Genomic DNA, 11,046 nt, shown 5'->3' on the forward strand with positions numbered 1-11,046 from the left:
TTCGCTCCTACACAAGATCGTCATGCTTCATGTAACGAAAGCGCAAAGTCATTCGGGCTTCGCTGGAGCTGAACCTTCCCACAAAAATAACGCGGCTGCCACAACCACGTAGGCGAATGCGATGTACCATAGGAAATTGAATTCGATCGAGGCGGCCAAAAAGACCGCCTCCGAAATCACGGCACCGAATATCAACATCAGTAATCCAACCCAATTGAACCAACGCATATTCATGCATGGCCTCCTTGTGGTCGCCTCTCCTAGGTGCGAACCCGGGAATTGTAGGCCGCTGCCACGGACAATGGCTAGACCGGAATGGATGCCTAAGTACAACTATCTCATTGGGGAGCGCGTCGCCGCGCCCAACAAGATACGAGCGGAAGTGAGGCCTTTTGAGGGCTAACGAATTGCACGCGTATGCCGGGAAGGAATAGGGAGAGGCTCAACCGGGAAGTGTGGTTGCTCCACAGGCCACGTCTCGGAGCGCCTGATTGATGCTACCTGGTTCCACCGGTCGCCCATCGCCTTGTTCGACCAATACCGCATTGCGAGCTCCGGTGCCCATATGCTGGGAATACTCCGAAGAGGCTAAGAGCCGAACACGGTTGTGTGCGCAGTCGAACTCCTTGTGCGTTTTTGCCGAGAAAAATCGGTGCGGGCTCATCATAAACATCCCAAACGGCGCATTCCCTTGCATCACTTTATAGTCTGTCAACTGCCACAGCGTCACGCGATCGCCGTCTCGGCGAATTGTCTTGGGATCGTAGTACACCATTTCCCTGGATGGGGATTGGTAGGCACTATCGACCGCTACCCACGTTCCTCCGGGGGGCATCTCGCCATATCCCTGAGGGTGACGGATTTGATAACCGGAGTCTCCACAGGACGTGAGAATGAGAAGGAGGACAGAGAAAAAAAGGCCGATGCCGATTGCCCGGCGCATAGCGCATTCCTAGTCGCACTCTTTAAACTGTGACTGCTGACAACGCCGCACCAACTCTTGCGCCTGCTCGATCTGCGAGGGGGCCATTTGTGAGGTCAGATGGTCCGCACGCTTCATGGCGGTCTTCCTGTCGTCGCCATTCAGCATGGCGGCAGCGATGGTATACCACATCAGCGCGCGAATGAGATCTTTCCGGGTGCCTCGTCCCCTTTCATAGATCAGACCCAGATTATTCTGCGGGCCGGCATAACCCTGTGCCGCCGCCTTGCGAAACCACGTCAGTGCGGTGGAGTGGTCCTGACGGACGCCTCGTCCCTTTTCATACATCAAGCCCAGATAGAACTGGGCCGATGCCACGCCTTGCTCCGCCAGGGGGCTGAAGAGACGGGCTGCTTGTGTATAGTCGCCACGCTCATACGCGAATTCCGCCTCCTCAAGGGGCTGTGCGGCAACCACGGACTCTGGTTCCGCAGCCGACGCGCAGGCCATAACCAAAACTAGTGCAAAGACACAACGCGACATCGACATCATCCTTTCACCACGACCAATCGCAACAAGAGAGCATTGGATCAGCGCTCGGCAGAAACACAGAGAATAATTCATTCTACTTTGTCGGATCCGGCGGGGTCTATGGATTTGAAGTGAAGAGGCATGGGGAGAGGCAAGAGCGGCGAGGCGGGATAGAACTTCTCGCGAACACCATAACCAAGGCCTTACGGCAAGGAGAGCGCGGTCTCAACAAGACCGAGTCGATAATCATGACTACAGCGGTACCATCCCACACCAAGAGTGCTCTTCCGTTGAATCGACCGCACGCCCCGTCGTGGATGAACCACAGAAGGGAGTCAAGAGCCTTTCGGGCGTCCCCGAGGGCGCAACGTCGATTCCATCCCGAACCGCTTGGCCATGCGTGTCACCCACGCGTCATCGCCGAACGGGCGGCCTCGTTGCACGCTGAGTCGGAGCGCCTCGATCTCAGAGGAACTGTGCGAACGATTCACGTATGTAAGCCAGTTGCGCGGTCGATCGACCGGCCAATCGCTAAGCCAAGTGGTCAGTTTCGTGCCGCCCTGTGTTCGTCGCCACAAGCTGCACCATCGCCAGTTTTCCGCCTGTCTGACCAGCTTTGCTCGCAAGGCATTGCGTTCCACATACCGTGCAACCGTCAGGAAATGCTCATCCGTCTGAACGGGAAAGGATCTGAAGCGGCCCTGATAGACCGGGCCCGTCCCAGCTGTCCCATGGTGGGCATGCCAACGTTGCGTATGGGTGACAGTGATCCACCGGAGGATCTCGGAGAGTTCTCCGTCCCGGCGTGGCCAGAGCAGCAAATGCCAGTGAGTGGGCATGAGGCAATAGGCAACGATGCGGATGCGAGCATTGGCGTGGGCCTCGGTCAGGATCTTTTCAAAACCGGCGTAGTCAGTGGGTGTCTCAAACAAGGGGAGCCGGCCCACCCGACGGTTCAGAATATGGTAGGCAAGGTGGCCAGCGGCAAGACGTGGACGACGGGGCATAGGAAGTCTTGTAGCGGGCGTGCGCTGGTTGTGTCAAGAAAAGACTCCCGACCCCTTTGGGGGAGACACATTCTTAGCGTGCGGCCACGGTCTGGGATTCTCTGGCCGCCAGGCTCTTTCTGCGGTTGTTGGAAATCGTGCGGTCGATAATGGCCCCGCAATTGAGGCATTTCCAGGCATAAAAGACGAGAAAGAAATCCGAGAACCGCTCCAACAGCATCATTCCCTTACACTTCGGACATTCCATCGATTCCTCCTAGGGTGATGGTGTTCACAGCTGGGAACGAGCATAAGCAAGAGCTGCACCAATTTATCGCTGCTCAGTATTTCAATGACTTAGGAATTACGTAGTTACACGTGGTAGACCATCATCAAAAAATTGACAAAGCGGACGGGTTCGCACCGTCAATAGTTTGTCAACCCTAAAGGGAGTCAGGAGCATTTATTTGAGGATTATGGTACGAGGATAGAAGAGGGACTATCGCGGCTCGTGTCGCATGAACGCGAGTAAAGCGTTTGGAGTAGACTTTCACCTCCTTTTTTAGCCCTGTGTCGTTGTCTCCTGGCCCTTATCGACTTGACCAGGATTGGATCGGCACGGTGGAAATGGCATTGTGTGGCGAGCCTTCGATCAATCGATCGCTATAGGCGAGATAAATGTAGGTCTGGCGTTTCTGGTCGAAAAATCGGACTACTTGAAGCTTCTTGAAAATCAGGGATCGGCTTTCACTGAACACCTTTTCCCCGTCTTTTGGCTCACCCACAATGCGAATTGGACCAACTTGACGGCAGGCCAGTGAGGCATCGGAGGTTTCCTCGGCCAAGCCGACCATCCCTTTCAGGCCCCCTTTTTTGGATCGACTCAGATAACAGGTGATGCCTTCGATCTTTGGGTCGTCGAACGCTTCAACGACGATTTTGTGATCGGGCCCCAATAATTTGAATTCCGTGTCGACACTCCCGATTTCCTCGGCATGACTTGCCGAAATGATCGCGGCGCAACAGAGCAGCGAGGCGACAAAGATCGTTGTCTTCATCGATGTATTCCTCCGTCAGGGTTCAGCTTGTTCTCATGGTAACGTATAACTCGGATAGACTCGAACGCAAGGCGTCCGATTCGAGCTGCTTTGGCGAGGTGAGAGAAGTAACAATCGAGGGGATCTGCACACGTCCATTGGTTTTTCCTCCGAGCATGGCATCGCAGGGTAGGCTAACCCTAAACAGTGGCCGGAGAACGTGGCGTTTGTTGAGGCAGAAGGGTTTACCGCAACGTATCTTGTTTCTTATCGCCTCTGTTACCGTTTCTCTTCCCTGGCTCTGCTCAGAAATGAAGCCTGATGCGCGGTCTGTTTTATTGACCTGATCGTTGGTTTCGTTGATGAATGCCGATTTTGTTGCCGTCGGGGTCTACTACAATTGCTGCTCGGCACCCTGGCAAATCGAACGGCTCGTGAGCGAATGAGACGCGGTGTCGACGGAGATGCTCGATCATCTGGTCGAAATCGTCCACTTCCAAGGCAAGATGGGGACCGTCGCCTGACGGCTTCAGGAATGGTTCCTTCCCAATGGCCAGCGTGTGCGGGCCGATCTCGTACTCGACCCAGAATCCGTCCGTGATCGCGAGGGATGTTGTGGGGGTGAGGCCGAGAATTCCCTCATAGAAAGCCTGAGACCGTGCCTGATCAGTGGATGGATAAATGATAAAAGCAAATTCAGTGATTCTCATTGGCTATGTCATCCTGGGTGAAGGGGATAGAGGCTCGACGGTGAAGAATCCGGGGCATTCTACGGGTTTAAAGCGGGCGCGTCTATGGCCTCGTAGATAGAAGGACCGGGGCGGTAGGGCATACATTTTCGATTGGCTCATGACAGAATCGTCAGAGGAATAGGGAGTGAATCCGCGTTGCCTGGTGGAGGTATCGGAGGGCCTTAGGCCCACCTTCTTGTAGCTGCTTGCTTGTAGCTTCTTGGTCAGCTAGATCCAGTCGTGGTTTTTTACGGGGCGATCCCACCGAGACATTCTGCGCTGTGAAAAGTTCATGACCCACGATGCGATGTGTGCCTTGGTCACGGGGAGCGGAAGCCGTCTTACCATGGACCACGGACTGTAAAAGCGATCGTACATCGTCCTGACACGTTCCTCGAGTTCCGATGCCGAACAATACGTCGGCTTGATTTCGCAGTGGCTGCCGGGCCATCGATCCAGTTGCGTCTCGTCGATGAGGCGGCCTTCTGCTTGCAGCCGGTCATACAGCGGCGTCCCCTTATGCGGACTGAGCGTATAGAAGTAGGCGACCGGGACTTTGTGCCGTTCGACGAACGCCAGCGTGGCCTCAAGGTTTTTCAGCGTTTCCCCGTCATAGCCAAACACAAAATTCATGGAGTAGCTAATGCCCCGCCTGCGCAGGTTGGAGATGATCTCCTCATACTGGTCCACCTTATTGAACTTCTTGTTCATGGCCGCCAAGACCTCGCGACTGATGCTTTCCATGCCCATGTTCACATGAAGCAACCCGCTCCTTTTGGCCAGGTCCATGAATTCCTGATCCTTGCAGAGATACGCGGTCCAGAGGGTGACCCAGCGTATCTTCAGGGGAATCAACGCTTCCATAAGCTCCATCGAGTGGTCTTTTTTCCCGGCGAACATACTATCGGCGAAAAAGACGTTTTTGGCCTTGATGTGTCGGATCTCGTCGACGATCTCCTGAACAGGACGAAACCGATAGCGTGTGCCCATATAGAACCGCTCCGAACAGAAATCGCACTTGAACGGACATCCTCTGGAGGATTGGACGGAATAAGTTCGCGCCCACCGAAAACTGTTCTCGTTCATCAGCTCATATCGTGGCACAGGCAATCCTTTGAGGTCATGTGGGGCACTCGCGCGATAGACCTTTTGGAGTTTTCCTGCCGCGGCGTCGCGCAACATGATCGGCCAAATGTCTTCGCCCTCGCCGATCCCGACGGCATCACAATGCTCGGCCGCTTCGTCGCTATGGAAAAAGGTGTGGGGACCGCCCATGATCACCGGAATACCCCTGTCTCTGAACTTATGCGCGATATCGTAGGCACGGAAGGAATTGATCGTCCAAGCGGTAATGGCCACCAAGTCCACCGAGGCATGAAAGTCGATGTCCATCAACTGTTCGTCGACCAATTCAACGGTCCAATCGCGGGGTGTCAGGGCGGCAAGATAGGGAAGGGTAAGGCCGGTGAGAGTGCGATTCTTGGTTTTATAGAGGGAGAAATCCGACTTGCTCCGATAGTAGGTTGGCTGAACAATCAAGAGTTTGTTCATGCCGGCCTCCTTGTTCCGTAGTAGATGTCAACCGAAGGACGAATGCATAAAATGTCTATAAATCTGCCCGCCCATGTAAGTGGAAGGATTGGAATCCTTTTCTTAATCTCTGAGGACTAGTAGATAACCTAGTATTGTGTGGGTTGATAGCGGAGTTCTTCAGATGAGGTATCTCAGGCACCAAAGGGAGCCATTACATCAAAAATGAGGGCCGGAGACCGTGGCGTCTGTTGAGTGCCGGAGGCAAGATCTATCACTCAACTGCTTTCATGGTGGCTTGAGCCCAGATCAACAGCGGCGCACGGACGGATGGGAGGGAGATGCGAATTCGTGGTACAGGTCGTCGAGAAAGGTGAGGAGTTCTTCCGCGGAGAGGTGAGGCGGCACGGAGACATCCGGCACGGGCCGTTTCTTCCCTTCGGCGCCGACCAGGAACAGCTGCCAGCGGCCATCGATTCGTTTCGCTTGCATCATGCGGCCGAACACATCAAACGAAAGGGATTCAGCTTTCAGATCACTCATGCCCGAAAGCTAAGGCACATCCGCGGGGCATGTCAATCTCATGATCACGGCCTGCCCGGTTGCATGGGGAAGAGTGCGTGAGGCGGAAAGTGAGGGGAGAGGCGTTCGACGGGCTCTGTTCGACAAGGCTCGCCACGGACAAGGCGGGGTGCGGAAGGTATGGCGTTGACTGGAGGCGTCGGAGGCAAAGACCGAACGCTCACTTCTGATTCAGGCACGATTCAAGATCCGCCCCACTATCTTCATCGATCAAATTCTTCACAACATCTCCATCCTGTCAAACTCCAAGATAAGGGTTTCCATGAGGATGCCACCGTCCATGGCACGCAAGGGCGAGTAGGAAAGACTCACCGGACGAACATTGTCGAAACGCCAGGTCAGCACTACAGTCGACTGATCCTCCCCCAGAAGTTCAACCTTCACGGTACGCTTTCGAGGGGCTTGTCCTTTACGAGCCTCATCCCACCAGGCATAGAGATCCAGAGACCCCATGACGCCTCGCTTGAGGACAAGTCGATTGGCAGACGTGACTTCAGCTCGTTCGGCAGGATGAGGAACTATTCCAGGGCGCTGAGGTTCTTCAGGATGGCCGACGACGAAATCCGGGAAGATCACCTCGGCAAAGCCTGCAAGCGGAGCACCGCTGTCTCCACGTCCGAAATCAACGAGGAAATTCGAGTTCTTGTAGGGGCGTTCGTATATCACGGCCATGATGATGTCTTCGCTCCAAACAAACGGGGACTTACTCCATTTCCAGGCGCTCGTAGGCTAACACCATTTCTTCCATGGCGACGTCGGTCCCCTTTGCGTTGAGCGGACCGCTGGTATGCTTGATAATCCGTGCCCTCAAGAGCTTCCAGGTTTGGACCACGGCACTGTGATCTTCGTTCTGAAGTTGAATGGTCACGGTTCGCAGGGCGTTCTGGTCGCCGTTGCGGATCTGGTCAAGCCAGGCATAGAGATTCAGCGAGCCGATGATCCCTCGTTTCAGCGTGACATCGCTGACCCGGTTCAAGCCCGTCAGCTTCATCACAGAGTTTTCCTTGGAATTGCCGTTGCGGTACTCGATCACCATGGCTTCCATGCCGATGCTGCTCACCTCTTGGAAGCCGGCCTGCGGCCCTTCGGTGTTTCCGTCGCCAAGGTCGACCAGAAAGTTGAACTGGCCATAGGGACGCTCGCGCAAAATAGCCATACGGATCTCCTCTGCCTTCAGGGTTTCGCGTTCATAAACATCATGGCGAGTTGGGATCGAAAGACCGAATGAGTGGCCTGCACTCACTTGGCGCTACTTCCTACGCCGAGTGCAATGGAAAATCAACAGGACGAACCGGAAATCTGAGGAATAGTCTTGGTAAAGGGGTGTAGGAATGTGTGCTGCTTTCTTGAGTAAGTTTGGTAGGGCCAATTCCTCATGTTGCCACGAGGGTGAAGGAAATGAATAGGATTCTATGTTAGGCAACCATGGTCCTAAAGTTACGGCCGTCAGTCAACGAGAAACGCTGCGGGGAAGATGTGTGGTGAACTGCGGTCGGAGGGCGTGGCGCTGACCAGTCTTCCGGCTTTCCTTCTGATCTGAACAAGCCCATACTCCAGATCTGAACAGTAGGGAAGGAGGCTATGACCTATTCAGTCATGCGGTTCGCCCATTTGGTTGGCTTGATGCTGATTGGAGCAGGACTGATCGGCGTATGGATTTCGGATCTGCGCTCGCGGAAAATGCTCGACCTCACGCTGTTCGCCGAGGCGGTGCGCAACATCGCCGTCTTCTACGATGGGGTCGTGGTGCCCGGCGCCATACTCCTTCTTGCGTCAGGCGCATGGATGACCGCAGAGGTCTGGGGTGGGTGGGGATTCATGCAGCAACCCTGGCTTGCAGGCATGATCTTCCTCTTCGCGTTTGAATTCATCGAAGGGAACACGGTCACTCGACTGTACTTCATGCGGCTCCGTCGCCTGACGAACGAGGCGCTGGCTCAGGGAGCTGTCACACCGGAGCTCACCCGCGCCCGGCAAGAACACGTGCCAACCTTTACGCATTTCTTAGACATTCCTATGCTGCTGCTGATTGTGTCGCTCGGAGCCATGAGGCCCAGTACCTGGGCTCAATTCATCGTCGGCGCGATCGGTGCGCTTGCTGTGGCCACAGCCCTGACCCTGTGGATTCCTCGCCTCTATCCGTGGGTCCCGCCGACGTACAACAAGCCGAACTAGCTGCGGTATCGTTCGCGGAGAACTGCGGCCGCCCTTCGATGGCCTCCCTTGTGCGAGGTCAGGGCAATGAGAAATAGCGCTTGGAGGGCATAGGAATCTGCTGGGGGTGTCGGAGGGCTAGTTCTGTCCTGTCTAGGCTGCCAAAATAAAGATTCCCGACCCCTTTTATTCAGGGTGTTAGATGACAAGATCTGGGCTCCATCCTGCTGAGACAGGCTATCGCTTTTCAGGCGGGATTGTTTTGAGGGTGGCTACGAATGTCAGATGTTCGGTGGGATCAACCGGCCTGTGTTTCACGGTGGTACTCGCCGGGTCGTTGCCGAGGTAGTTATTGCCTTTCCAATTCTTTGACGGTCTGATTGGTCTAGGCACAAACCCGCCGCCACAGTTAGGACAGACATTGTGCAGCACGTCTGCAACGCATGCGGCGCAAAAGGTGCACTCATAGGAGCAGATGCGTGCCTCCGGTGACGCGGGAGGTAACGGCTTGTTGCAATGCTCACAGGTTGGCCGAAGTTCTAACATGATGGGTCTGCTTCGTCAGGGGGTAGTCGCCTGCCTATTCTACGTGTTCAAGTCTGGCGGGTCCATGGGAGAGAACCGCGAGGGAGTTCGCAGTCGTGCGGAAAGAGGCGAGGCCGGAAGGCACGGTGGCAGCTGGTGGCGTGCGGCGAGGGCAACCCGTGAAGCCGTCAGAAGAATAGCGTGTCCCTTGTCTTCTGCTCATCGAGGTTTCTGCGCGGTCACCGCCACCGTCGCATAATAGATGGCCCAGGACTCCGGATCGTCGGCGAAACGGCCGTAGAGATCGAGATCCTGCTCAGTCACCACACCGGTGGCGAGATATTTCTCGCGCAATTGCAGGGCCGACATGCCCATGATCGTCGCCATACCGGATCGGCCAGGGGAGAGGGGGGCGTCATGCTCGACCGTCAACGAGGTCAATCCTTTCTGTTGCAAGAGGGCCGGCAGTTTCAGACCCAGTTGGTAATCCATCTTGAGCTGGTCGTACATCACCGTAATCGCCAGATTGACGCGTTGGACGGCGGCGAGTTGCGTAGTGGTGCCGATCACGCCACGGGCGCCAGAAAAATCCGGCTCCTCCAGGACGAGCCATCCACCAGGTTTTACGACCGCCAGCATCCGCGATAAAGCGACGTCGACATCGGGGACATGGATCAGCACGTAGCGGGCATGCACGAGGTCGAAGGTGGAATCGGGGATAGGCAGCGTTCGAATATCGCCTTCGTGTACCGTCACGTTGGAGAGGATATGGCCACCCAGAAACTTTGTGGAGAGATCCACCGCGTCCACTCGTCCAGTCGGCTCCACTACCTCGCTGAGCCAACGGAGGATCGATCCGGCACCTGGCCCCACTTCCAGGCAAGACCAACCGGCCTGCAATCCGGTGGCCGACAAACGACGACGGCTTGCAGAATCGAACACCTGTTCGATCGTCCGGAGCCGTTGCAATTCCCGCTGATCTTCAACGCGATGAAAGACGTACTCAGGTGGTATCATCCCAACCTCCGATGGTGGGGCACAGTGAGGAGTGAGCAACTGATCCACACATTGGAGAGAATAATGAATGGGCAGGGCCAGAGGCAATCAGGTGCTGCCGCGCGAGGAGGGGCGGAGGGCATGGTGGCTGCTGGTTGTCACAAAAAGACTTCCGACCTCATTGTTTTCCACAACTATTCCCCTTGGTTCTTTATCTCCTGAAAGACTCTCAGATCCTTGAGGCCGCTTTGTAGACTGACATCGCTCATTCGTAAGCGGCTCGGCATTCTGGGCATTTGGCAGGCAGCATGTTTCGAAATATCATGACCCGCCAAACGGGATATCCGCAACGTAAGCATTTGAGTGTGGAAAGGTAGTAGAAGACTCCTGTAAGGAACGCAATCGCAAATACAAGAATCCACCAGCTCTTCTTGATCCAGGCATAAATACCAAGAAGGATTCCCAGCATCCAGAATCCCTTAAATATTAACAAGCGTCCCTCAGTTCCAATCATCGATCCGTCCTTGGATATAAGGGAGGACATTCTACTGGTAATGATTTGGCGGGTCTATTGCGGGGTAGGTAATCCTCTGCAAGAGTGCGCGAGGGGAGAGACGGCCGCCGCTCGGCTAACTTAGGACAGGGAGAGCGTGACGGCTGCTGGGGGGCAAAGTCAAGCAACGACCCCACTATTATCTTGAGGCGAGTCGGCCCGCGAAGTCATCAGAAAAGTAGCCTGGCCCTATTTCCCCCGCCCAGGTGGTCCCATCCCAGCCTCCGATGGTGGGGCATAGTGCGGATTGAGCAAATGCTCCGCACATTGGAGAGAATAATGAATGGGCGGGGCCAGAGGCAATCAGGTGCTGCAGCGCGGGGAGGGGGCGGAGGGTGTGGCGGCTGCTGGAGAACAAGACCTATCCTGCATTGGCTCAAAGCATTGAACTCAGACCAGTGCTTGATTGTTACGTCATACAAGAAGCAAGATCTGACCCCAATTATTAGCATGCTGGAAACTGTTCCTGTGATGCCCCCACTTTCGTGGACACTTCAAA

13 protein-coding genes are annotated in these 11,046 nt (G+C 55.2%); 1 reads left to right on the forward strand and 12 read right to left on the reverse strand.

The genetic code is table 11. The features are described 5' to 3' along the window. Positions 1-48: 48 nt before the first annotated feature. The 10 genes from A4E19_11135 to A4E19_11180 form a co-directional block, all read right to left on the reverse strand. Entirely contained in the window at positions 49-234 is a 186-nt protein-coding gene (locus tag A4E19_11135) for a hypothetical protein (protein ID OQW30100.1), read from the reverse strand. Between the two features lie 208 nt (positions 235-442). Then, a complete protein-coding gene (locus A4E19_11140; GenBank protein OQW30101.1) occupies positions 443-943 on the reverse strand; it encodes a hypothetical protein in 501 nt (166 codons plus the stop codon). A 9-nt stretch (positions 944-952) separates the two neighbouring features. Continuing rightward, positions 953-1,465: a hypothetical protein gene (locus tag A4E19_11145; GenBank protein ID OQW30102.1), complete on the reverse strand. Its 513-nt coding sequence runs from the start codon at positions 1,463-1,465 to the stop codon at positions 953-955. A gap of 323 nt (positions 1,466-1,788) precedes the next feature. Further along, on the reverse strand, positions 1,789-2,460 hold the full coding sequence (locus A4E19_11150) for a hypothetical protein (GenBank protein OQW30103.1): 672 nt from the start codon (positions 2,458-2,460) through the stop codon (positions 1,789-1,791). A 569-nt stretch (positions 2,461-3,029) separates the two neighbouring features. After that, complete coding sequence (locus A4E19_11155; GenBank protein OQW30104.1) at positions 3,030-3,497, reverse strand: hypothetical protein; 468 nt, start codon at positions 3,495-3,497, stop codon at positions 3,030-3,032. Positions 3,498-3,811: 314 nt separating this feature from the next. Further along, positions 3,812-4,186, reverse strand: a complete 375-nt coding sequence (locus tag A4E19_11160; protein ID OQW30105.1) for a hypothetical protein — start codon at positions 4,184-4,186, stop codon at positions 3,812-3,814. 249 nt (positions 4,187-4,435) lie between these two features. Continuing rightward, entirely contained in the window at positions 4,436-5,758 is a 1,323-nt protein-coding gene (locus A4E19_11165; protein OQW30106.1) for a B12-binding domain-containing radical SAM protein, read from the reverse strand. A 288-nt stretch (positions 5,759-6,046) separates the two neighbouring features. Next, entirely contained in the window at positions 6,047-6,280 is a 234-nt protein-coding gene (locus A4E19_11170) for a hypothetical protein (GenBank protein OQW30107.1), read from the reverse strand. A gap of 258 nt (positions 6,281-6,538) precedes the next feature. After that, complete coding sequence (locus A4E19_11175; protein ID OQW30108.1) at positions 6,539-6,991, reverse strand: hypothetical protein; 453 nt, start codon at positions 6,989-6,991, stop codon at positions 6,539-6,541. A gap of 31 nt (positions 6,992-7,022) precedes the next feature. Then, a complete protein-coding gene (locus A4E19_11180) occupies positions 7,023-7,475 on the reverse strand; it encodes a phage tail protein (GenBank protein ID OQW30109.1) in 453 nt (150 codons plus the stop codon). Positions 7,476-7,900: 425 nt separating this feature from the next. On the opposite strand from A4E19_11180, the gene A4E19_11185 reads away from it, so the two are divergent. After that, positions 7,901-8,494 carry a hypothetical protein gene (locus A4E19_11185; GenBank protein ID OQW30110.1) on the forward strand — a complete coding sequence of 198 codons (594 nt, stop codon included), beginning with the start codon at positions 7,901-7,903 and terminating at the stop codon, positions 8,492-8,494. 723 nt (positions 8,495-9,217) lie between these two features. On the opposite strand, the gene A4E19_11190 is transcribed toward A4E19_11185, so the two are convergent. Then, the gene (locus A4E19_11190; GenBank protein ID OQW30111.1) at positions 9,218-10,015 is read right to left on the reverse strand and encodes a methyltransferase; all 798 of its coding nucleotides are present in this window, start codon (positions 10,013-10,015) and stop codon (positions 9,218-9,220) included. Between the two features lie 244 nt (positions 10,016-10,259). After that, positions 10,260-10,508 carry a hypothetical protein gene (locus A4E19_11195; protein ID OQW30112.1) on the reverse strand — a complete coding sequence of 83 codons (249 nt, stop codon included), beginning with the start codon at positions 10,506-10,508 and terminating at the stop codon, positions 10,260-10,262. Between the last annotated feature and the right edge of the window lie 538 nt (positions 10,509-11,046).

Origin of the sequence: Nitrospira sp. SG-bin1 (genome assembly GCA_002083365.1) — a bacterium.
Taxonomy (GTDB): domain Bacteria; phylum Nitrospirota; class Nitrospiria; order Nitrospirales; family Nitrospiraceae; genus Nitrospira_D.

Coding starts and splice junctions, on each gene's coding strand:
- A4E19_11175 (OQW30108.1), bottom strand. CDS start 6,991: ATGGCCGTGATATACGAACGCCCCTACAAGAACTCGAATTTCCTCGTT.
- A4E19_11155 (OQW30104.1), bottom strand. CDS start 3,497: ATGAAGACAACGATCTTTGTCGCCTCGCTGCTCTGTTGCGCCGCGATC.
- A4E19_11145 (OQW30102.1), bottom strand. CDS start 1,465: ATGTCGCGTTGTGTCTTTGCACTAGTTTTGGTTATGGCCTGCGCGTCG.
- A4E19_11195 (OQW30112.1), bottom strand. CDS start 10,508: ATGATTGGAACTGAGGGACGCTTGTTAATATTTAAGGGATTCTGGATG.
- A4E19_11150 (OQW30103.1), bottom strand. CDS start 2,460: ATGCCCCGTCGTCCACGTCTTGCCGCTGGCCACCTTGCCTACCATATT.
- A4E19_11165 (OQW30106.1), bottom strand. CDS start 5,758: ATGAACAAACTCTTGATTGTTCAGCCAACCTACTATCGGAGCAAGTCG.
- A4E19_11160 (OQW30105.1), bottom strand. CDS start 4,186: ATGAGAATCACTGAATTTGCTTTTATCATTTATCCATCCACTGATCAG.
- A4E19_11190 (OQW30111.1), bottom strand. CDS start 10,015: ATGATACCACCTGAGTACGTCTTTCATCGCGTTGAAGATCAGCGGGAA.
- A4E19_11170 (OQW30107.1), bottom strand. CDS start 6,280: ATGAGTGATCTGAAAGCTGAATCCCTTTCGTTTGATGTGTTCGGCCGC.
- A4E19_11180 (OQW30109.1), bottom strand. CDS start 7,475: ATGGCTATTTTGCGCGAGCGTCCCTATGGCCAGTTCAACTTTCTGGTC.
- A4E19_11140 (OQW30101.1), bottom strand. CDS start 943: ATGCGCCGGGCAATCGGCATCGGCCTTTTTTTCTCTGTCCTCCTTCTC.
- A4E19_11135 (OQW30100.1), bottom strand. CDS start 234: ATGAATATGCGTTGGTTCAATTGGGTTGGATTACTGATGTTGATATTC.
- A4E19_11185 (OQW30110.1), top strand. CDS start 7,901: ATGACCTATTCAGTCATGCGGTTCGCCCATTTGGTTGGCTTGATGCTG.